Annotated in this window: 18 protein-coding genes and 1 pseudogene; 8 read left to right on the forward strand and 11 right to left on the reverse strand. The window is 46.4% G+C overall.

Annotated features, from left to right (window positions below):
* Positions 1-74 precede the first annotated feature (74 nt).
* Positions 75-1301, reverse strand: a complete 1227-nt coding sequence (locus Q4Q52_RS12845; RefSeq protein ID WP_311990773.1) for an endonuclease/exonuclease/phosphatase family protein — start codon at positions 1299-1301, stop codon at positions 75-77.
* A 782-nt stretch (positions 1302-2083) separates the two neighbouring features.
* On the opposite strand from Q4Q52_RS12845, the gene Q4Q52_RS12850 reads away from it, so the two are divergent.
* From Q4Q52_RS12850 to Q4Q52_RS12865, 4 genes are all read left to right on the forward strand, one after another.
* Positions 2084-2791: a hypothetical protein gene (locus Q4Q52_RS12850; RefSeq protein ID WP_311990774.1), complete on the forward strand. Its 708-nt coding sequence runs from the start codon at positions 2084-2086 to the stop codon at positions 2789-2791.
* 19 nt (positions 2792-2810) lie between these two features.
* The gene (gene mgtE / locus Q4Q52_RS12855; protein WP_311990775.1) at positions 2811-4184 is read left to right on the forward strand and encodes a magnesium transporter; all 1374 of its coding nucleotides are present in this window, start codon (positions 2811-2813) and stop codon (positions 4182-4184) included.
* Between the two features lie 306 nt (positions 4185-4490).
* Positions 4491-5579, forward strand: coding sequence for a methyl-accepting chemotaxis protein (locus Q4Q52_RS12860; RefSeq protein ID WP_106651402.1), 1089 nt, complete (start codon positions 4491-4493; stop codon positions 5577-5579).
* Between the two features lie 216 nt (positions 5580-5795).
* Complete coding sequence (locus Q4Q52_RS12865) at positions 5796-6569, forward strand: ABC transporter substrate-binding protein (RefSeq protein WP_311990776.1); 774 nt, start codon at positions 5796-5798, stop codon at positions 6567-6569.
* A gap of 87 nt (positions 6570-6656) precedes the next feature.
* Here the strand turns inward: Q4Q52_RS12865 and Q4Q52_RS12870 are convergent, their stop codons facing one another.
* The 8 genes from Q4Q52_RS12870 to Q4Q52_RS12905 form a co-directional block, all read right to left on the reverse strand.
* On the reverse strand, positions 6657-7391 hold the full coding sequence (locus Q4Q52_RS12870; RefSeq protein ID WP_311990777.1) for an RluA family pseudouridine synthase: 735 nt from the start codon (positions 7389-7391) through the stop codon (positions 6657-6659).
* A 208-nt stretch (positions 7392-7599) separates the two neighbouring features.
* A complete protein-coding gene (carB, locus tag Q4Q52_RS12875; RefSeq protein WP_263221762.1) occupies positions 7600-10824 on the reverse strand; it encodes a carbamoyl-phosphate synthase large subunit in 3225 nt (1074 codons plus the stop codon).
* Between the two features lie 27 nt (positions 10825-10851).
* A complete protein-coding gene (carA, locus tag Q4Q52_RS12880; RefSeq protein ID WP_311990778.1) occupies positions 10852-12027 on the reverse strand; it encodes a glutamine-hydrolyzing carbamoyl-phosphate synthase small subunit in 1176 nt (391 codons plus the stop codon).
* Between the two features lie 169 nt (positions 12028-12196).
* A complete protein-coding gene (gene dapB, locus Q4Q52_RS12885) occupies positions 12197-13009 on the reverse strand; it encodes a 4-hydroxy-tetrahydrodipicolinate reductase (RefSeq protein WP_006082785.1) in 813 nt (270 codons plus the stop codon).
* Positions 13010-13080: 71 nt separating this feature from the next.
* The gene (locus Q4Q52_RS12890) at positions 13081-13698 is read right to left on the reverse strand and encodes an FKBP-type peptidyl-prolyl cis-trans isomerase (protein ID WP_006083907.1); all 618 of its coding nucleotides are present in this window, start codon (positions 13696-13698) and stop codon (positions 13081-13083) included.
* 217 nt (positions 13699-13915) lie between these two features.
* Positions 13916-14725, reverse strand: coding sequence for a M48 family metallopeptidase (locus Q4Q52_RS12895; protein WP_311990779.1), 810 nt, complete (start codon positions 14723-14725; stop codon positions 13916-13918).
* 586 nt (positions 14726-15311) lie between these two features.
* Entirely contained in the window at positions 15312-15896 is a 585-nt protein-coding gene (locus tag Q4Q52_RS12900; RefSeq protein ID WP_006083911.1) for a GNAT family N-acetyltransferase, read from the reverse strand.
* Positions 15897-16128: 232 nt separating this feature from the next.
* Positions 16129-17460: a DEAD/DEAH box helicase gene (locus Q4Q52_RS12905; RefSeq protein ID WP_311990780.1), complete on the reverse strand. Its 1332-nt coding sequence runs from the start codon at positions 17458-17460 to the stop codon at positions 16129-16131.
* Positions 17461-18093: 633 nt separating this feature from the next.
* Here Q4Q52_RS12905 and Q4Q52_RS12910 point away from each other — a divergent pair.
* The 4 genes from Q4Q52_RS12910 (at position 18094) to Q4Q52_RS12925 (ending at position 21705) form a co-directional block, all read left to right on the forward strand.
* A complete protein-coding gene (locus Q4Q52_RS12910; protein WP_006082790.1) occupies positions 18094-18372 on the forward strand; it encodes a hypothetical protein in 279 nt (92 codons plus the stop codon).
* 412 nt (positions 18373-18784) lie between these two features.
* Positions 18785-19843 carry a sugar-binding protein gene (locus Q4Q52_RS12915; protein ID WP_311990781.1) on the forward strand — a complete coding sequence of 353 codons (1059 nt, stop codon included), beginning with the start codon at positions 18785-18787 and terminating at the stop codon, positions 19841-19843.
* A 189-nt stretch (positions 19844-20032) separates the two neighbouring features.
* Positions 20033-20956, forward strand: coding sequence for a RuvA C-terminal domain-containing protein (locus Q4Q52_RS12920; RefSeq protein WP_311990782.1), 924 nt, complete (start codon positions 20033-20035; stop codon positions 20954-20956).
* Between the two features lie 80 nt (positions 20957-21036).
* Positions 21037-21705, forward strand: coding sequence for a hypothetical protein (locus Q4Q52_RS12925; RefSeq protein ID WP_063884080.1), 669 nt, complete (start codon positions 21037-21039; stop codon positions 21703-21705).
* A 402-nt stretch (positions 21706-22107) separates the two neighbouring features.
* Here the strand turns inward: Q4Q52_RS12925 and Q4Q52_RS12930 are convergent.
* Positions 22108-22920: pseudogene (locus Q4Q52_RS12930) on the reverse strand (molecular chaperone DnaJ); the annotation flags it as partial.
* Positions 22921-23305: 385 nt separating this feature from the next.
* Positions 23306-23665 (reverse strand): DnaJ C-terminal domain-containing protein (locus Q4Q52_RS12935; protein ID WP_311990783.1); only part of this gene is annotated, 360 nt, incomplete at its 5' end.

Raw genomic sequence — 23665 nt, forward strand, 5'->3', positions numbered from 1 at the left:
CGCAAATCGGTTTGAGAAATACTGAGTTAGCTTGATATAAAGTGATTTCAAGTGCGCTTAATTGAAGGATTTACTTAACTCCGCAGCGCCAACTCAACAATCACTGGCGCATGGTCAGTGCTGTAAGCATCGCGCTCATATTCGGGTCTGACTAAGTGCCTGTCGCAGGTTTGATAATCCACCACTTGAGCCAAACTGCGGCCATGGCTCGCATCAAACTCGCTCGAAAGCAAAATATAATCCAGCACAGAACCTTTGGGGCCGTAGTAATGGGTCGCCGCTCTGTGTTCCCTATGGTAAGCGGTGTTACCCGTCAAACTGTCCCTCAAGTTCGCTTCAATAAATAACTCATAGGCATCCTTAAGCTGATATTGAGCAAACACCGCCGCTAACGCCGCATCCGATAAATGCCCAAGGCCAGCGGCTTTTATGTCATTACTGTGGATACTCTCGCCCTGTATTGTTAGCGCATCTAAGGCGCCCATCGTCAGGCTGTCATTAAAGTCTCCCATCACTATGACGGGATGTTTAGATGCTTGCCTGCGTACTAATATGCCATTGAATAATAACGCAGCTTCCGCGCCGCGCTGCATGGTGGATGCCCAACGGCCTAAGGCTTGCTCTGTGAGTAATTGGGTTTCTGAATGCAGTTTCATGCTCACTGCGGGCGCCGAGTTATCGAATCCTAGGGGCTGATTTTCAAATCGCTTAGGTTCAAGTGGCTGATGTTCAAATAGCTTAGGTTCGAGCGCTAATCCGGCGCGTTTAGACTTAAAGTGCACCACATAATAGTCGCACTTGCCGATATGCGGCACCTCAACGGTTGCGCGCAGCACCTTACGGCTAAAGGCAAATTCACTCGATAATCCCATCGCCGCCACTAAGCGCGCATCTGGTTCGACACTGCAGATTTCCACTATGGGATAACGGGAGGCAAGCGCGACCACAGGGCTGCGATAAATATAATCACTGATAAGGGTAGGCGCATCAATGACAGCAAAATGCACTAGCCCTTGCTCGCTGGCGATTCGTTTGAGCGGTTCAGGGCTAAACACTTCTTGAAATCCGACAATATCGGGCTGACGATGGGCGAGAAACTCACTCAGCCATTGGCACTTTTTCTGCCACTGACCATGGCTATAGATATTTTCAAAATCGTAGTAAGCCAAAGGCGGCTCAATAAAGTTAAACAGATTGATACTGGCTATCTTGATATTGGCGACTCTCATCTGGGCGATGTCATTATGCTCAACAGCCACAGCTATGGAGTCCAACTCATCAACATCGATATTGTGTGCCACAGCTTAATACCTCCAAATCTGAATACGGCGACCAGTCTTGACCTGTCTGAACCTGTCTGAACCTGTCTGAATGATCACTTTGACTCACAGGTACAGACACTACAAGGGTATACCCGATGCGCATCAATGCCAAATAATCCATTTGAGATAAGGTGTTAGCCAAACTCAATCGACGCATCAATATCCGATCCCGAGACATCAATACCCAATGCCCGATACCACTAAAAGACACCTCATATAGGCAATATCACAGCCAACGCCCATAAAACAAACAAATCAACAACAAGCCACTGCACACAAATTCATCAAGCAGCCCAATAACCATACACAGACCCAAGCAATACCATAATATTAACATTTGATTAAAATCTAAATTTAAACAAAAACATAGGTAACGACTTGTGCGGTTGACTTTCACTTTTGGCCTATTAGAATGATGGCGACTTTTAATCATTGCGGAGACCCACTGTGGGCACACACATAAGCGACAGTAGATGCCCTGTCCAAAAGACAGGATTTAACGCCTAGCACTAGCCCGCAATTTTTTGCTGCTACCTGCTAAGCAGGGTAGTAGTGTGAACCATTCTTCACTCCGCCTCCCCCAAAATATCAATCACAAACCATAAAGCCTGAGCCTATGGCTGCGCTTTTCGCAATTCCAGCATATTCGCTGGGGTTCAGTTATGTGTATTTTTTGCATCTCAAAGCAAGTTTTTGCCTCAGTCCCCTCCGTTTACCCCGATGGATTAACACCTAAGGGTTTACACCTGAGGAGCCTTAACATGGCTTACATAAACAACGCAGCAATTTTGCGGTCTTTATCCTGTGCAAGTTTCAGCTTGTACTACAGCATGAGTGCGGCAGCATCCCATCTCGAAGTGGATGATCCTGCCCTCGCAGAACACTGCGAATTAGAACTCGGCTGGCAACAACCTAGGTCGGATCATGCTCGCCCACAATTTAACGCAATAACGACTTGCAGCCGTAATCAATGGGAATGGCATTTAGGATTAGCGTCCAATGCCAATGACGATAATCGTGAGGAGCAGGCTGAAGTCGGTATCAAGCTACCGCTCAACGTAAACTCTCACTCAGATTCAGATCGGCAGCAGGATGATTGGCACAGCGCAGTGGTGATCAACTTGCAGAAAAAACTCGATATCGGCAACGGATTTGCCACCGAAGCCTTCGGCATTGTTGGCAAAACCTTAGGCGATTCCGATGTCAGCCTGTATGCCAACTTAGGTTTCACCCATGAGTTTAATGAATCGACCCAATTGCTTGTGGGTATCGCGGCGGCGTATGAACTCAGTAGTCACCATCGCGTGATAGCCGAGATTTATCAAAAAGAATTGAGCGAGACTACCTATCAGTTCGCTTATCAACACTCGCCGCAACAACAGCTACAGCTGGAATTGAGCTTAGGCAATGCCCTTCGTGGCAACGCGCTGCAACTTGGCGCAGACATCACCTTTTACTTTGGTCACTAGATCGTTGAGAGAATGAACTATGAACATGAATAACAGCACAAACAACACTAAAAAAATCATCCATAACCTGCAAATGATTATCGAGCAACGCAGTGCCAGCGCCATGGCTGAATTAGCCGAAAAACGCCACCCTGCCGATATTGCAGCCGTATTTAACGTCTTTAATCAAGCTCAACAAGTCCTATTATTGCAACTGGCCTCACCTAAGGTTTGCGCCAATTTGTTTCGCTACCTGACCGATGAATTGCAAGCCAGCTTAGTACAGCAATTAGATAAAACCACGCTTTCTGCGCTACTGGTTCACATGGCTGCAGATGAACGTGCCGACCTCTATAATCTGCTCGATGAAACCCAGCAAGCGGCGATTTTACCTGCGCTAGCATTGGCCAAACGGGAAGATATGCGCACCCTCGCCGCCTATGATAAAGCCAAGGTCGGCGCTGTCATGACCTCGGATTACACATTACTGAATAGCCGCCATACTGCGGCAGAAGCCATCGATACCCTACGCACAGAGGCCGCCGATAAGGAAACCATTTATCAAACCTATGTGGTTGATATGTTAGGCCGCTTAATAGGAACTGTATCGCTAAGGCAGCTATTGCTGGCTCAGCCACACGAGCGAGTGGTCGATTTTATGAAGCCCGATCCCGTCGCCCTTGATGCCAATGCCTTTCGCGAAGAAGCGGTGCAGATGATCGCCCATTACGACTTAATGGCGCTGCCAGTAGTCAATGGGAAAGGCCAGCTCGTCGGTATCGTCACCTATGATGATGCCATGGATATTGCCAGCTCACAGGCGGATCTTGAGTTCACAAAAACCGCGGCCATAGGCAATATCGACCATAACCTCAAGACCGCTAGCATAGGTTTGCTTTACCGCAAGCGCGTGGTTTGGCTGGTGATTTTGGTGTTTGGCAATATCTTCTCAGGGGCCGGTATCGCCTTCTTCGAAGACACGATTGCCAGTTATGTTTCCTTGGTCTTCTTCCTGCCACTACTGATCGATAGCGGCGGTAATGCGGGATCACAATCGGCGACCTTAATGGTACGCGGGTTAGCCACGGGAGAAGTGGTACTCAAGGACTGGCTATCTATGTTAGGCCGTGAGTTATTTGTCGCCGGATTATTAGGTGCCAGCATGGCGGCCGCCGTATCACTGCTCGGCTTCTGGCGCGGTGGGCCTGAAATCGCGCTGGTTGTCGCGCTCACTATGCAAATTGTGGTGATTATTGGCAGCTTGATTGGTATGTCATTGCCCTTCTTACTGAGCAAGTTAAAGATGGATCCTGCTGCGGCGAGTGCGCCACTCATCACCTCCATCGCCGATATCATAGGCGTGCTGGTTTATTTCAGCATTGCGACTATGGTGCTCGACTTACCCATGCCATAGGCATGCAATAAAGCCTTCATAGCGCTAATCAATAGCGATAAAACCTCAAAGTGAACCAGCTGACTTGACCCAGTTTTCAATGTTAGCTTGGTTCACTTTTCATTCAAAAAATAGGGTTAATTTGCGCCAACGCATTAAAGCGACAAAAACCCTAAAAAAATTAAGAATAAAGCGCAAGGATCAGTTAATATTTCAACACCCAAATGGTTTTACTTTTTATTAACATTGCAATATTTACCGCTGAGCCCAGTCACTGTAAATCGATAAGCAATAGCCATAGTCCTTGCGACGTTAGAGGTTTTTTTTATGTGGTTTAATTCCCAGCTCAAAGCTGAAAATAAGGCGCTTAAAGAGCGGCTTATCCAATTAGAACAACAACGCCAAAATGAAATCGATGAACTGCGTGGCATGATCCGTGAAAATGAGACTATGCAGCAGCAATCACGGCAAAATGCCGATCACTACACTGAGGTCATTGCCTGCCAAAACCAAGGTGGAGACATGCTCAATGCGGTGCGCGAAGGCTTAGCCAACAGCGCCGAATTACTTACCGCTGAACAAGATTCACTGTCAGAGCTCGATAAGATTTTTGATCAAACACGCATCGCCGTGGCAAGTTTAGGCACTAGGGCGACTTATATTAATGAGCAAGCGTCAAGCAGCATGAAAGCCGTTACTGAGCTAGATGCGACGACCTCTTCAATTAACCAATTTGTCGCCGCGATTCAAGGCATCTCAGAACAAACAAACTTGCTGGCATTGAATGCCGCCATTGAAGCCGCTCGCGCAGGCGAAGCGGGACGCGGTTTTGCTGTGGTTGCCGATGAAGTACGCCAGCTTGCCAGTAAAGCCCACGAAGCCAGTAGCCACATTGAAAAACTCGTAAAACAAATCGTTATCCAAGCGGCTGAAATTAAAGAAATTGTCCATAACAATCAAAGTAGCGCTATTGACGTGGCCAGCTCTTCTACCCAAATCGGCCAAGTGGTCGAGGATGTACTGAATCGTTCAAAGCAAATGCAGCAGGTTATCCATAACGCTGCTACCGCGTCATTCTTAAATACCACTAAGCTCGACCACGCGGTCTGGAAAAGCAGCGTTTATCAATTAATTGAAAAACCACAGCATAATCACAGTGTAAACTCGCACACTGAGTGCCGTCTCGGACAATGGTATTTCAAAGGGTTTGGGGCTGAGAATTATCAGCATTTGAGTAACTTCAAAGCCTTAGATGCACCACATAAAGCGGTGCACGAAGCGGGTAAAGCCGCACTCAATGCCAGGCAAAAAGGTAATCTGCCTGAAATGGTTAAACAACTGCACTCAATGGAAGACGCCAGTATGCGTGTTGTCCACTGCATTGATAATCTGATGCGTGACGTTTATCGAGCCTGATGTTTCTCGAACATGCTTTAAGTCTGCATTGATAGAAATACCCACCTAAGAGCGCCATACTCGCGCTCTTTTTTTATCGTTCAAAACGGTATATTAAATTTACTCTTAGAAAATGAACCCCTAGCTATACTTGATTTGAACACAGCGTTCATCTTTAATCGTTTCAAGAGCAAGCAGTGAGACTCAATTATAACATTCTAATTTTTAGGGTTATTAATGAAACTAGTCACAAGCTTTTTGCTATCACTTATCTTCTGCGGCGCTTTCCCCCTGCGCGCACAGCCGCTAAACATCTATACAGAAGAATGGTCACCGATCAGTTTCTCTATCGATGGCAAACCTGCTGGTTTAGCGGTGCAAGTCGTAGAAGAAATTCAAAAACGCATCAAGAACCCAGATCCAATTAAAGTCGTACCTTGGGCTCGCGGCTGGAAAATGCTGACCGAGCAGCCCAATACTGTGTTGTTCACAATGACGCGCACGGCTGAAAGGGAACAGATGTTTACTATGATAGGACCCGTTGCTGTCGGCACGACCAATTTTTATGCCTTAAAAAATAGCGGCATAAAAATTACCTCGATAGAAGATGCTAAAACGGCGAAGGCGATTGGCGTCTATCGTGCCTCAGTGGAGGAGCGCTTGCTTACCGAACACGGCTTTACCAATGTCGCCGCCTCATCAACGCCCTTGTTAAGTGCGAAACAATTGATGAAGCACCGCATCGATCTTTGGTGTAATGCCAATCTCACTGCGCCAAGTATTTTGTCGGATGCTGGCGCCAGTATTGATGATGTAGAGTCCCTCTTCACGATTAGCGCTAATCATCTCTACATTGCCTTCTCACAAGGCACACCCAATGATGTGATCGAGCAGTGGAAAAGCGCCCTAGAAGCGATAAAAGCGGATGGCACCTTCGCAACGATTTACCATACTTGGCTCCCCAACGATGCGCCGCCAATGCAGACCGAACGTATCGGGCTGGGCAACTAAACCTATTGCGCTACGTTCTACGTTTTAAGTGCTAAGTTTTGATTTCTAAGTGCTAAGTGCAAAACTCTATCACTCTTTAGCAAACTCTTAGAAAGGACACTCGCAAATCCAGTCGATACGCTCACCCGTGATAGGATGATCAAACGCTAAGCGGGTCGCATGCAGCATTAATCTGCTGTTATTCGTCATCTTAGTGATGTCTGGTTCAGGTGCAGCAGCGTTATCAGCCACACTCTCACCTACGCCACCATAGAGATCGCACCCCAGAATTGAGTGACCAAATTGCTGACTGTGGATCCGCAGTTGATGGGTTCGGCCAGAAACCGGAGTAAATTCGACCCGCGTGGCGAAAGGGTCGGTTAACCGTTCCAGCACCCGATATTCGCTGATCGCAGGTTTACCTGTGCTGTGGCAAATCTTTTGTAGTGGGAAATGGTCACAATCTTTAGCGATCGGCAGATTAATCACCCCGCTGTCAGCGGCGATATGTCCGTGCAGCAAGGCGGTATAACGCTTCTCGACCGTGCGCGCCTGAAACTGCTTGGTCAGCAAGCCATTCACGCTTTTATTCAGCGCCACCAGCATGATGCCCGAAGTGCCAAAATCAAGTCTGTGCAGCAAAGTGGCCGTCGGAAAATCCTGCACTAAGCGATAATGCACTGAATCGAGATTGAGCGGATTCTTCCCCGACAGACTCAATAATCCGCTCGGCTTATCAATCAGCAGAATGTCGCTATCTTGATAAAGCACGCGTATTTGCCCGAGGCAAGGCGGCGCAATAAAAGTATCAACTTTGGCAGGGCTATCGGCAGGAGCAGACATAGTTTTCAGGCAACCTAAATGGGCAATAAAATGAGTGAAGTCATACTCAAAACAAACTGCACAACTCAATAAAACAGGCTAAATAAAATAGACCCAATAATTCGATAAAACAGACTCATTAACTTAGAAAAACAGACACGGGCCTAAATAATAAGGCCGCATAACCTAAGTTATGCGGCCCTCTAATTCACGGCATTAACGCTGTGGCTTATTTAGCCAGTACGCGTAAATGCAGTTCTTGTACTGACGTCACGTTAGTACGGTCATCAGCGGCATGGGCCATACACGTGGCGAATGCAGCGTTCATGGTCGTCGTGTAGTTAACTTTGTAACGCAGTGCACCGCGGCGCAATTGACGAGAATCTTCAATCGCTTGGCGACCTTCGGTAGTGTTCACGATATAAGTGTATTCACCATTCTTGATGCGATCGAGAATGTGTGGACGACCTTCGTGTACCTTGTTCACTAGACGTGGGTTGATACCCGCTTCGCCAAGGATAATCGCAGTACCGTGAGTGGCATCGATTTGGTAACCGAGCTCGATTAACTTAGCCGCTAAATCGGCAACGCGTTTCTTATCGCTGTTACGCACAGACAATAATGCACGACCCGACTTAGGCACTTCAGAAGTGGCCCCTAACTGCGCCTTGGCATAGGCTTCGGCGAACGTATCACCCACGCCCATGACTTCACCGGTAGAGCGCATTTCTGGGCCTAACAGTGGGTCAACACCCGGGAACTTGTTAAAGGGCAACACCACTTCTTTCACTGAGTAGAAAGGTGGGATCACTTCTTTAGTGAAGTTTTGCGACGTTAAGCTTTGACCCGCCATCACGCGCGCGGCAATCTTAGCCAAAGGCACACCGGTCGCTTTAGACACGAATGGCACAGTACGGGCAGCACGTGGGTTAACTTCAATCATATAGATTTCGTTATCTTTCACGGCAAACTGTACGTTCATCAGGCCGACAACACCGAGTTCCATCGCCAACTTGCCGACTTGAACGCGCATGCGATCTTGGATTTCTTGGCTTAGCGTGTATGGCGGCAGCGAACAACCTGAGTCACCTGAGTGAACACCCGCTTGTTCGATATGCTCCATAATCGCGCCAATCACCACGATTTCACCGTCACATACTGCGTCGATATCCACTTCAATCGCATCATCTAAGAAACGATCGAGCAATACTGGCGACGCGTTCGATACGCTCACGGCTTCGTTGAAGTAACGTAGCAAATCTTGCTTGTCGTAGACGATTTCCATCGCGCGGCCGCCCAGTACATAGGATGGACGCACAACTAGCGGATAACCGATACGCTCAGCGGCAATCACAGCACCTTCAACCGTAGTCACGGTATCGTTTTCAGGCTGCTTCATCTCTAAGCGTTGAATCGCTTGTTGGAAACGCTCACGGTCTTCGGCGCGGTCAATTGCATCTGGGCTAGTACCAATGACAGGTACGCCAGCGGCTTCTAAGGCTCGGGCCAATTTCAATGGTGTTTGACCACCGTACTGCACGATAACGCCTTTTGGCTTCTCGATGCGGACGATTTCTAATACGTCTTCCAGTGTGACTGGTTCGAAGTACAGACGGTCTGAAGTGTCGTAGTCGGTTGAAACGGTTTCAGGGTTACAGTTCACCATGATGGTTTCATAACCGTCTTCACGTAGCGCTAACGCCGCGTGTACACAGCAATAATCGAACTCGATACCTTGACCAATACGGTTTGGCCCGCCACCTAACACCATGATTTTGTCACGGGTCGATGGGTTAGCTTCACATTCTTCTTCGTACGTTGAGTACATGTAAGCTGTGTCTGTTGCAAACTCAGCCGCACAGGTATCCACACGCTTATAGACAGGGTGCAGGTCAAACTTGTCACGCAGCTTACGCACTTCGGCTTCGTTCACGCCTAATACATCGGCCAGACGCGCATCAGCAAAGCCTTTACGTTTCAGTTTGCGCAGTAAGTCATGATCCAGACCAGCCAGCCCAACTTCAGCAACCACACCTTCAAGCTTGATAAGCTCTTCGATTTGTACGAGGAACCAAGGGTCGATATTGGTCAACTTAAAGATTTCATCTAAGCTCAGCCCCGCACGCATCGCATCGGCTATGTACCAAATACGGTCGCAACCTGGCTCTTTCAGCTCATGGCGAATACGTTGCATTGCCTCCGGTTTTGCCATATCTGTGATAGGGTCTAAACCGTTACGGCTAACCTCTAAACCACGTAAGGCTTTTTGCAGTGACTCTTGGAAAGTACGGCCAATCGCCATCACTTCACCCACAGACTTCATCTGTGTAGTTAAGCGATCATTGGCGCCAGCAAACTTTTCAAAGTTAAAGCGTGGCACTTTAGTCACAACGTAATCGATAGCAGGCTCGAATGACGCTGGCGTGCGACCGCCAGTGATATCGTTCATCAGCTCATCAAGGGTAAAACCGACCGCTAACTTAGCGGCGATTTTCGCAATCGGGAAACCCGTTGCCTTTGATGCCAATGCTGAAGAGCGCGATACACGTGGGTTCATCTCGATGATAACCATACGGCCATCTTTCGGGTTGATACCAAACTGTACGTTCGAACCGCCTGTCTCAACACCAATCTCACGCAGTACGGCCATAGAGGCGTTACGCATGATTTGGTATTCTTTGTCAGTCAGGGTTTGCGCTGGCGCAACGGTAATAGAGTCGCCAGTGTGTACACCCATAGGATCGAAGTTTTCGATGGCACAGACGATAATGCAGTTATCGTTGCGGTCACGTACCACTTCCATCTCGTATTCTTTCCAACCGATCAGTGATTCGTCGATCAGCAGTTCACTTGTTGGCGATAACTCTAAGCCCTGTGAACAGATCTCTTCGAACTCTTCCTTGTTGTAGGCGATACCGCCGCCCGAGCCACCCATAGTAAAGGATGGACGGATAATACAAGGGAAACCCACTTGATCGAGTACGCCGTAAGCTTCTTCCATGTTGTGGGCAATGCCCGCACGTGGACAGTCAAGACCGATACTTTTCATCGCTTTATCAAAGCGGCTACGGTCTTCAGCTTTATCGATGGCATCGGCAGTCGCGCCAATCATCTCGACGTTAAATTCTTTCAGTACGCCTTTGGCTTCAAGTTCTAATGCGCAGTTCAGTGCGGTTTGGCCGCCCATGGTTGGCAGAATCGCATCAGGGCGTTCTTTAGCAATAATATTACGGACCACTTCCCAGTGGATCGGCTCGATATAAGTGGCATCGGCCATTTCTGGGTCAGTCATAATGGTGGCAGGGTTAGAGTTCACCAGAATGACACGGTAGCCTTCTTCACGCAGCGCTTTACACGCTTGTGCGCCAGAATAGTCAAATTCACATGCCTGACCAATCACGATTGGGCCGGCGCCTAGGATAAGAATACTCTTTATATCTGTACGTTTTGGCATTGCTTCTCTCTTCTCCTAGCTAGCGTACTACTTGGCGTTCTGACTTTTCGTTACAAGACGATAGTGTTCAATAAGCTCGATAAAGTGATCGAACAGCGGGGCGGCATCGTTCGGGCCTGGGCTCGCTTCAGGGTGACCTTGGAAGCTGAACGCAGGTTTGTCCGTAAAATGGATACCTTGCAGTGAACCATCAAACAGCGACTTATGCGTCACCTTAATGTTGGCGGGTAGCGTGGTTTCATCGGCAGCAAAACCGTGGTTTTGGCTGGTGATCATCACGTTACCTTTCTCGATGTTGCTCACTGGGTGGTTTGCACCATGGTGACCAAACTTCATCTTTAAGGTTTTTGCACCTGAGGCCAGAGCCAACAACTGATGACCTAAACAGATACCGAAAATCGGTGTGTCAGTTTTCAGGATCTGTTGAATTGCTTCAATTGCGTAATCGCATGGCTCTGGATCGCCAGGGCCGTTCGAAAGGAACACACCATCAGGATTCATCGCCAGCACGTCGGCGGCAGAGGTTTTAGCTGGCACAACAGTGACGTCGCAACCGCGGTCCACTAACATACGCAGAATGTTTTGCTTAACGCCGTAGTCGTAGGCTACTACTTTGTATTTAAGCTCATTTGCTGGCGTATCTGCAGGTAAACCGCCCACTAAACGCCAACTACCTTTGCGCCATGTATAGGCAGCTTTAGTTGTGACTTCTTTAGCGAGATCCATGCCTTTTAAACCGGGGAAGGCTTTGGCAGCGGCGAGCGCTTTTGCTTCGTCTAAGTCTGCACCTGCCATAATACAACCGGCTTGTGCACCTTTTTCACGAAGAATACGAGTTAACTTGCGGGTATCTATATCTGCTATGCCAACGACATTGTTCGCTTTGAGATAATCACTTAAGCTTTGTTGATTGCGGAAACTACTTGCGATGAGCGGAAGATCACGAATGATAAGACCACAAGCGTGAACCCCATCGGATTCAACATCTTCATCATTGGTACCAGTGTTGCCTATGTGTGGGTAGGTTAATGTTACAATCTGGCGTGAGTAGGATGGATCAGTTAAAATTTCTTGGTAACCTGTCATGGAAGTGTTAAAAACAACTTCACCAACAGAGAGACCATCGGCACCAATTGCTGTGCCAGAGAATACAGTTCCATCTTCGAGTACGAGTAAGGCAGACTTTGTCAACGCGACCTCCATAAAGAGCCAAGCCACTGAAATATAATGTTTTTTGTGTTATGTTAAGATACCAATTTCCGCTAATTTACGAAATTTTGACAAATTCCGACGAGTTTACAGGAAAAACGTGAAACCGTCCACCCATTGGTATCTGGGTGCAAAAAAAAACGCCATATCGGCGTTTTTAATATTAATGCAAACCTAAAACCTGCTGCATATCATACAAGCCCGGTTTTTGCTCCACTAGCCAGTGGGCGGCGCGCATAGCGCCGTTAGCAAAGGTCATACGACTCGAAGCTTTATGAGTGATCTCTAAACGCTCACCGATATCGGCAAACATGGCAGTGTGTTCACCGACTAAATCACCGGCACGAATGGTCGCAAAACCTATGGTTTCACGGTCACGTTCACCCGTGATCCCTTCGCGGCCATACACGGCACATTTCTCAAGATCGCGACCTAAGGTCTTAGCAATCACTTCACCCATTTTCAGGGCTGTACCCGACGGCGCATCTTTTTTGTGTCTGTGGTGACCTTCGATAATTTCGATATCTGTGTAATCACCCATGACTTCGGCAGCCAGTTCGAGTAATTTCCACATCAGGTTGACACCCACAGACATATTCGGCGCCATCACTACCGGCGTTTGCTCGGCAAAGGCATTGATCTGTTCTTTTTGAGCATGATTGAAACCGGTTGTGCCGATCACCATGGCTTTCTTATGGCGCACACACCAATCTAAATGGACAATACTGGCGTCTGGCGCAGTGAAATCAATCAAAACATCAAAATCATCGGTCGCGTAATCCAGCGAATCCATGATCATGACCTTTAATTTACCCACACCAGCTAGCTCACCCGCATCCACGCCTACTAAACTAGAGCCAGCGCGCTCAATAGCGGCACCCAGCAATATATGGTCGTGATTGTAAGCCGCTTCAATAAGAGTGCGTCCCATACGACCACCGGCACCGACGATTGCCACTCTCACTTGTCCACTCATTTCAATCTCCTCAATCTTTCTTTGTCTTCCATAAGAAAACGCCTAAGACAGGCTTAGGCGTTTTATCAATATTAGATGATATCTAATAATTCAACTTCGAATACCAAAGTTGAATAAGGAGGAATCGATGCCCCCGCGCCACGCTCACCGTAAGCTAGGTGATGTGGAACAAATAATTTCAACTTAGTGCCTACTGGCATCAGTTGCAGTGCTTCAGTCCAGCCAGCGATAACGCCAGATACTGGGAACTCAGCTGGTTGGCCACGAACTACAGAGCTATCGAACACATCACCATTGATGAAAGAACCATGGTAGTGAGTACGCACTGTATCTTCGTAAGTTGGAGTAGCACCGTCACCTTGGACTAATACTTCGAACTGCAGACCAGAGTCAGTCACAGTCACGCCATCACGCTTAGCATTTTCAGCTAAGAACGCATCGCCTTCAGCAGACGCAGCTGCAGCAGCTTGCTCTTGAGCAGCTTGAATACGACCGCTAATTTCAGTGAACGCAACTTGCAGATCTTGCATAGACACAGCACTTTCTAAACCGGCAAACGCATCGGCTAAACCCGCTTGAACGGCTGGAATATCCACACCATCAAAAGAATTGGCGGCCAGTTGCTCACCCATTTGACGGCCTACACCGTAGCTTGCTTGCTGTTCAACAGTACTGAATTTATCAGACATAATTAACGACTCTCAATTTATCAGTGGAATTTTGCGCGCCAGTTTACCATAGTTCCGCGACCTATGCTGATAAACTGACTGCTTATTTAACTAAGGCGGCTTTTTTACACACTTATTGCGTATTTATCCAAAAGCGTAAATAGGCTAAGGACGCATATCGGCCAGAAAACAACTGCTAACACTCAGCTAAGTGGCACTTCGCTATGCAGCGTGCAGCTTATTTCGGCGCCACACATTGATTCTTCACTTGGGTTTTAGCACTGACATAGAGTGGCTGCATCTGCCCTTGCAGTTGTTGCAACTGAGCGATACGGTTACTGTTCGAAGGATGGGTCGATAATAATTCTGGCCCCTGACTGCCGCCCGCCTTCGACATGTTCTGCCATAACGCCACGCTTTGCGCCGGATCAAAACCGGCCCGCGCCATCAACTCTAAACCCATGATGTCGGCTTCGCTCTCTTGAGCGCGGCCAAAGGGCAGAATCACCCCAACCTGAGCACCGAGTCCTAACGCCGACATATATAAGTCGCGATTCGACACACCACTCGCCCCCAACGCCGCATCGGCTATTTGCATACCGACGCCCGTTAACTGTCCGCGAGAAACCTGCTCGTTACCATGTTGCGCCAATACGTGCGCCACTTCGTGACCGAGCACAGTGGCAAGCTGATCAGGACCATTGGCGACCTTAAGTAAGCCGCTATAGACACCAATGTGGCCGCCCGGCAGTGCAAAGGCGTTAACTTGTTCAGAGTCAAACAAGACGACATCCCAGCGCTGGGTTTGATCCGGCAGCACTGCCGTCACCCGATTAGCGACACAATTCACGTATTGCGTCAGCTTTTTATCGCTACTCACCTTTTGCTGCTTTTTCATCTCTTCAAAAGAAGCATCACCCATCTGCTGCATCTGCGCCGCTGAAAAGAGCAAGGTCTGCCCTCGTCCCGTTGGCGATTGCGTGGTCGCGCAGGCCGATAATCCGAGCACGACCGCCAAACCCACTAAGCCTAAACGCATTGATTTCATCTGGCATTCCTTACATCCCCTGACGGGCGTGAAGTTCTTTGAGCCAACACGGGCTCAACTAATGGAAAGATTTTACTGAGATAGACAAGATAAGCCAAATGGGATTGGGCATTGTGCTTGGCTTCATACTCTAAACCAACAGCTAAACCCGCAGGTCAATGTCTCATATATGGCTCATGCAAAAGTCAGACTTTAACGACCTAAACCGTTACGGCTAGATTTTTGAGCCTGTATTAGATTAAGTTAGCTATCTGTCTTTATTAAATAAACTCTTTACCATCATGTATTTCATCGTAATCGCGAACCTATGTATAACTATTCTGTTAGTCGTTCAATTTAAAAATTTTGCTAAAATCCAGCGTCACGTTGAAAAGTATTATCCAGAAGAATGGCATAAAGCTTCGGCGAATCCGATGAAAACCCGGCTCAGAACAGCCAGAAGTGCCTACATTCACGAGTCACTACAACATGGCTTTCTCTCTACACAAGATGATCCAAGGCTTAGTCAATTTACCCGAAATGAAAAACGCATTAGCTACCTTTGTGCTGTTATTCTTTTATGCGGTTTTGTTTTTGCCTTGGTTTATTAATACTCTTCTTTCAACAAGGCGTAGAGATACTCATCGCCCCACGCGCCCTTAAAGAAGATGTTTTTCACATAATGGGCTTCGCGCCTAAAGTGGAGTTTTTCGAGTAAGCGACAGCTGGCAAGATTTTGTGCGTCTGTGATCGCAATAACGCGATGCTTATGTAATTCAATAAAGAGGTAATCCAGCAATGCGCTGACGGCCTCAAAAGCGACATGTTTACCTTGATGCTCAGGCGCAATCGTAAAACCGATTTCTACCTGCTGCTCATCAATAAAGTGCAGCGCCAGATCGCCAACGAGCGCGGTCGGTGTTGCTCCCGACGCGGCAGTGACAATCGCAAGTTGAAACCACGTATCCGCCGCACCAAATTGTGCGTAATCCATATTGTCGAACAGCGCGACTGCATCGCTATAGCGGTAATCCGTCCAGCTTTGATATTGGGCGACCTTAGGGTCGGCTCGATAGGCGGTAAAAGCCTCAAGATCCGCTCGCTGGAATGGCCTAAGTACAAAGTGCTCAGTCGTTAAACCGTTATTCACCACTTTATGAAGTGCTTTGCTTAACGCCAATGTCGATGCCATAACTTGGCTCCCTTATATGTAAATAAGTCACTAAGTTACACCCAGAGCGAAAGCGTTAACAGCAGCCAATGCGCTTTATTCTGTTATCGGTTTAGTGATAGCAGCACGCCAAGCTTGAACGCTATGGATAGCTTCACTCTTTGCTTGAGGATGGCTTCACTCTTGTTTCAGGATTGCGTCACTCCAGTTTCACAATGACTCTACTCTAGCTTCATAATGAATAGCCTCAAGCTCAGCGCTTACCTTTAAACTCTTTGGCGCTGTGCTTATTGATGCTACGGCGATTCGCCTGTTTATCACGTGGTGGTCGCTTACGCTCAACCTTGCTATCTGCGGTGCCATCACTGGTATTTTCACTCGGCTTATCCGTTACCGGAAAGTCAGCCAATAATGCCAGCGGTAACTCCCGCGCAGTTAAACTGCGGATCGCCGTTAAAGTAGCCATTTCACCGTGGCACACGAGGGAAATCGCCAGCCCTTTTTCGCCAGCGCGGGCGGTGCGGCCAATGCGGTGCACGTACACAGGCGCACTCATGGGCAAATCCAAATTGATGACCACAGGCAAGGCATCGACATGAATGCCGCGCGCCATCAAGTCAGTCGCCACTAATACTTGAATGCGATTGGCTTTAAAGTCGGCCAAGGTTTGGCTGCGCACGCTTTGATCTTTTTCACCGTGCAGCGCGGCGACTTTCATCCCCGCTTTGGCGAGCCGTTTAGCGACGGCATCGGCATCATCACGGGCGCTGATAAACACCAGCACCTGTGGCCATTGATATTGTTTTAACAGCGCAATCAATACCTGCGCTTTACTGCCCTTGTTGACTAAATAGAGTTGTTCTTCGATTTCACCAGCAACGGAATTCACCTTGTGGGCTTCGACCCGTAGCGGCTCATTCACCAGCAGCTTGCCCGCCAATGTATCCAACGCCTCGGGCAAGGTGGCAGAAAACAACGAGGTTTGCTTAAGTTTAGGCATGAACGCCATCAGCTTTTGCACATCAGGCCAAAAACCCATTTCCAACAGACGGTCAGCTTCATCCAGCACAAGATGTTTTATCGAATCAAGGCTGACGTGGGACTGTTTGCATAAATCCAGTAAACGCCCAGGGGTTGCCACTAACACCTGCGGCTTGGCAGTGAGTTCTACTAATTGGTCTTCCAAGGGGACGCCGCCACACAGAAGTTGAATGTTCAACGAAGCCGATAACTGACTTGCCACCGCTTGCAACGCTTCAGTCACTTGCAGCGCTAATTCCCGCGTAGGCACCAGCACTAAAGCCAGCGCATTTAGGGCCTGCACCGACTTGACACCCTGCAACTGTGTTTGCTGTTGCAACAAAAGTTGTTGTAGAAGTGGCAAACCAAAAGCTAAGGTTTTCCCGCTACCGGTTTGTGCTAAGGCTAACAAATCCCGTCCCGCAAGAATGGCCGGAATCGCCAATTGCTGCACCTTTGTCGGATGTTTAAGACTTGCAGGCAAAGCCTTAAGTAACGCCGAATTTAAGCCAAGCTCAGCAAAAGTTAACGACTCAGGGGAAGAAGAAAGCTCGGGAAAGGTCATCACAGCACCGGATCAAAACATGGGAGCGAAAGTTTACTGAGAGTTGGCAGTGAATACCAATGTTGTTTCGGCTTTTACGCAAGCCTTGGCCAGTTTGCAACGATACTGTTTGCGACGGTACGGTTTGCAACGGTACTCTTTGCGACGATATGGTTTGCAACGATGCTGTTTGCAACAATACAGTTACGGCATTTACGTTACGCCGTTAAGAAAGTCTAGTTTTAAACTTCGTTTGAATTTCTAAACCGAATATCAAATCAAAATCGACATCAAGGTCGTGGGGCTTCACCCCCTGATGTTAAATCAAGAGTCGACCAAGAGGGGCTCAACTGTAATCCGCTCTTGGATCTCCCTTGCCGACAAGGTCCATATCTAATGGCCAGTTCGCAGGAATAGATGTATTCCTGTCGCTTAGGTGTTCGTGGTGTATCTTAAAAGAGATTCCAGCCGCATCTTTCTTATGTGCGCAAAGTTAACACAGGTGATGGGATGGTAGATTTTAATCCCACAGCTTTCGTGAGCGCTTATGGTAGAATCCCGCCCAATCAGCTTTATGAATGTGCAACACAACTCATTTGTTTAACTGAACGTAGTGGAACACTACCGTGATTAACTAAATGAGGAGAACAGATTATGAGTAAGTTAAATGCCGAAGAACGTAAAGCCCGCGATAACGCCCGTTTTTCACAACGCGTCGATGAACGCCGCACAAAAGGTGAAGACGTGGTCGCCTACGTACTGGGCAACAAGCTCGCGTTTAAGTTTCTGACTAAACCAGAGAGACACGAATTTAAACAAAGAGAAGCCGCACTTGAAGAAGAAGCCAAGCTTAAAAAGCAGCAAGCGTTTCAGCTTAAAACCGAGCAAGAGTTAGAGAAAGCCGAAGCCGCATTTACTGTTCCAGAAGAATAACCTCTCGAAAGAGCCATTGATCATCATTGGTGGCTCACGCATACCCCATTTCCAAACTTCGTTTTGATTTTCGAATCGAAATCAAAATCAACGTCGTGGGGCTTCACCCCCTGATTTTTTATTAGAGAATCGACCAAGGAGTACTGCTCGTCCTATCAAAAACGTCCATGTTAAATTGCCAGCTCGATATCCCTATCTCGCGCTCAAAACGGCCGTTGGCCTTCGCCCTTGGATGATCCCTTGACGAACAAAGTTCATATCTAACTACCCGTTCGCCATTCTATTGTGGACTACTGATTCTGAACAATAATGTTCAATAACACGGAGGTATCTCATATCTTTAAATCCATTCCTTTGCTACATTCGATTGTAAAGCGTTAAGTTGCTGTCTGATTATTTTTTAGGAGGAAGTGTGGTGAGATTATTTTTGTTGCTTATTGCATTAAGTCAATTACCAATATCCTCTGCCTATGGAAAAGAGCTGAAATTTGCTGTTGTGCCTAAATTTTATAGTATTTTTTTTGATCAAAGCAAAAATGGCTGTATAGATGCAGCGGCTCAAATAGAAGGCGTAGAATGTATATATCGAGGACCTGAAATTAGCAATGTTAGATTGCAAGATCAGGTAATAAATCAACTGATTGATGAAGGTATCGATGGTATCGCTGTCGCGGTTACGCAGTCTAAATACCTGGTTGAAAATAGCCTAAAAAGAGCCAAAGAAGCCGGAATTCCAATTGTTACCTATGACTCTGATTTTGATGCTTCTATCAAAGAAGAACCTAAGAATTTACGCTTCGCTTATATAGGCACAGACAATTTTGAACTAGGTAAATCATTGGGTGAACAATTAAAAAAACTACGGCCAAATGGGGGAACTCTGATAATGCATTCTGGGCGGCCAGATTCTCCCAATCTGAATTTAAGACTTATGGGTGTACGTTCCGCCTTATCAGGAAAAAAATACGATGCTCCTCCTGGTGAATTGCTTAATGGCGATTTAGGCTGGACAGAAGTTAGAGAACCTTTGTTTAATTTTGATCAACTTAGTCAAGCCGTTAAACAAATGGAGTCAGTGATGAAAGGTAAGCCTGTGAAGGCAGACTCTTTTATCGCAGTGGGTGGTTGGGCGCAAAATAATGATGCGCTCTATCGTGAAATGATTGCTCCATACCAAGAAAAAATTAATAACAAAGAAATCGTCATTATTATTACCGATACATCTCCAGAGCAGTTAACTATGCTGAAAGATGGTCTTGCTCATGTCAATGTGGGTCAAAATCCATATGAAATGGGAAGACAGGCAATTTTGACACTTTATAAAATTGTCACAAAACAAAAATATGAGAAAGCAATCTACACACCTGTTACGTTTTGCACTCCTCAAAACGCTGACACCTGCGACAGGCGTACCGGAATGTGGCGCAAAAATGATGGATTAGGCCAGTACACCTCTCAAAGGAGCCATTGATTATAATTGATGGCTCACGCTCAATTATCTATCTTTATAAACAGAGTCTATGACTATAAATATTTAAAGCATTTCTGTGTCCGAAATTTATTTTAAAAATTTTTCCTTAATATTCACAACAGGCGTTCTATCTTAGCTATACCATTAAGCAGGTTGGCTTTATAAAATCAAAAGCATATAGGTTAAAAAATGAATGATATAGATAATTCATGTTATGAAGACTTAGATTGGGCTGAAAGTGAAAATTTAATTGAAGAATCGACAATACTCCAATTGATAAATGATTCAGAAGTTGGGCCTAATTTATTCAATACATTTGATTGGTTAAATAATATGTATGAAAGAATTCAAGAGCCAACTACAGAGTTACTTTCCGAAAAACTAGCTAATTTATCAGCAGTTACTCCAGAATATAGAGGGAAAGATTTTGATACTAGTGATAGAACCATCGGGCTAAATGAAATTGAAACTCTTGAAAAACAATACAATAAAATAGCAGAACGTGAAGAATGGAGAATTCCATATAAAAAACACTTTAGACAATACAATCCTTTAGAAATATTTCTTCAAGATATTAGCTATGGCAGCTACCCTCCTCCAGAAGTAATGATGATGCTAGCAAAATGCTTTAGCTTATACTTGATAGCTGAGGGAAAATTATCGTTAGAGGAGGTGTTTTTTGGGCGACATGTTAAAAGAGCGGGTAATTATTCAATGAGAAAAGCCCGTAGCTCAAACTTTAAAGAGTTTCACTATCAAGTAGAGCACAATAAACAGTTCGCAATAAAATCTAGTACCTCATTTAATCTTCAGGATTTTGCTCTGGATTATCTACGAAAATGTGAAAAAAATGAAACTGACTGCCCGATAGTTGATTTTACTGAAGCTAATATAGAAAGCTTTATTACCTCTTATTATAGGTGGAAGAAGAAATACTTAAATGAGTCAAAATCGATAATCGATTTTAAAGAAACTCAAAATGATGCCATTCATGCCCTAATCTCACTTGGATACCCCAGATCAAAAGCTAAGGAGGTCGTTTTAAAGCAATCTAACCAAAGGCTCACTGCAGAAGAAATCATAAAAAAAGCCATTATTTCTTTATTAGAATAACAAATAAGCCGTTTATTTGTTTTTGAACAAAAAAGCTATATGTGAATAATAAGAGGTCAGTGAACCAAAGAGGAACTGACATGGCTAATAAAAAACACCCAATAACACGCAAAACAATGCATCCGACATCAATAACCAGATCTGAGTCCACTCTCAAGATAGGAAGAAAAAGTAGGCAGCTTTACTCTCAAAATTCAATTAAGCAGCACACGGATACCTGTGCAGATCGTGAATTTGAATCTGAGTTCCTAAAACAACAAAACGAATCAAACAGCATGTTACTCTGCTCACTCCCTCTCGGTAATAGTATGAATAATTTACTATTTACCGCTCCTGAAGCCGCACTACCAAATACCGGAAGTCCGGTTTATGAATTACTTTTAATTCTATCTGATGGCAACAAGCATGCTAGAGATCATCTTTGTAATTTGCTTGGTGGTGGCTTTAGAGGCTATCTACAAAAACTAACAGGAGAGTGTTACCAGTACTGGTTTATACACTCAGAGCAAAGTGAATATAACGGTAAGAGGCAAGCTTTATATTGGCTTGATGAGAGTCACTTTTCTTGCGATTTGCAACAAGACAAAGATGCTAGGACTATCGCAAAAAAACAATATAAAGACCGCTCGTATTATGGCAGTAAGAGTGCAGTTAAACGTTTACAGCAAGCAGAACAAGATAAAGTGGATGCTGATACAGAGTATCAACAACGAATAGGGAGCAATACCGAAAAAATTAAAAATCTATAACTTTTATGCCTTAATGATTTACCAATAACACCAGAATCTAAGGAATACACCATCCCCTCGGAGTTGCCGCAGGGTGAATAGACAAATTGCGTGAGTCTTGCCATGGATGGCAAGCTAGCTTTCGCAGGTGCAGGGACGCATCCTTCGGAAGCGATAGCAAATTTGGCTATGAGCACAAGGAGCTTTCAACTCCGTTGGGGACGCCGGGGGATATCCAAAAGGGGAACAGGCGTTTTTCCCCTTTTGGTCGGCTGTGGGGTGAAGCCCCACGACTTTGACTTTTCTTTTAAAAAGAATCGAAATCTCAAACTAGATTTGTGACATAAAAAAGCCCTGCAAGGTTAACCATTGCAGGGCTTTTTTCTTCTAGTGCGCAGCTAGCCGCTGCGCCACTCGATCAAGTTAGCTATTCAGATCTTGAAAGAACTTTTTCACGCCATCGAAAAAGCCCTCAGCCTTTGGGCTGTGCTTCTTTGACTCACCAGTTAAGGTGGCTTCAAATTCGCGTAACAGTTCTTTTTGACGATCGTTTAAGTTAACTGGGGTTTCCATAACCACTTTGCAGAGCAAGTCGCCTACCGCATGGCTGCGAACCGACTTGACGCCTTTGCCACGTAAACGGAACATACGACCCGTTTGCGTTTCGGCTGGGATCTTCAGGCTGACTTTACCATCCAGTGTTGGCACTTCAATCTCACCGCCTAGGGCCGCTTTACTGAAGGATATCGGCACTTCGCAGTAAAGGTTGTTGCCATCACGGACAAAAATCGCATGCTCACGCACACTGACCTGAACGTATAAATCCCCTGCTGGCGCGCCAAACTCACCCGCTTCGCCTTCACCCGCTAAACGAATACGGTCGCCCGTATCAACGCCGGCTGGGATCTTAACCGATAAGGTTTTGCTCTTTTCAACACGGCCATCGCCATGACACTTAGTGCAAGGATCTTTGATGATCTTGCCGCGGCCATGACAGGTTGGACAAGGCTGTTGCACCGCAAAGAAACCTTGGCGCATTTGCACTTGGCCTTGACCATGACAGGTGCCACAGGTGGTTGCAGAGGTGCCTTTTTTAGCGCCGCTGCCTTCACACAGATCGCAAGTCGCCAGTGTTGGAATCCGCAGTTCTTTGGTTAAGCCTTTAACGGCTTCTTCCAGTGATAACTCTAGGTTATAACGTAAATCTGAGCCGCGGGCCGCTTGGCGTTGACCGCCAGAAAAATCGGACAGGCATAACTTTCATGCCTGAACAATTTACTGATAACACCAGAATCTAAGGAATACACAGAAAGATCGGACATATTTGTTACGTTAATTCTTCAAGTTTGAATCTTCGGACTTTACGGACTATCAGATATACGCAAGACTTAACAAGAGTTAAGCAATGTCATGGAAGTGACCGTTGGCGGCATGGATGCCGTCGTCGAGCCCTCAGGGATGAGTTCATGGCGAGTCACTGAAATGACAGTGCTTAATTTATTGCTGCGGACAGAGTTTGAAATTTGAGCATGCAATCAAACATAAAAAAGCCCTGCAAGGTTAACCATTGCAGGGCTTTTTTCTTCTAGTGTGCAGCTAGCCGCTGCGCCACTAGACCAAGTTAGCTATTCAGATCTTGAAAGAACTTTTTCACGCCATCGAAAAAGCCCTCAGCCTTTGGGCTGTGCTTCTTTGACTCACCGGTTAAGGTGGCTTCAAATTCGCGTAACAGTTCTTTTTGGCGATCGTTTAAGTTAACTGGGGTTTCCATAACCACTTTGCAGAGCAAGTCACCTACCGCATGGCTGCGAACCGACTTGACGCCTTTGCCACGTAAACGGAACATACGGCCCGTTTGCGTTTCGGCTGGGATCTTCAGGCTGACTTTACCATCCAGTGTTGGCACTTCAATCTCACCGCCTAGGGCCGCTTTACTGAAGGATATCGGCACTTCGCAGTAAAGGTTGTTACCATCACGGAC

The organism is Shewanella sp. SP1S2-4 (genome assembly GCF_031932075.1).
GTDB classification, from domain to species: Bacteria; Pseudomonadota; Gammaproteobacteria; order Enterobacterales; family Shewanellaceae; genus Shewanella; species Shewanella baltica.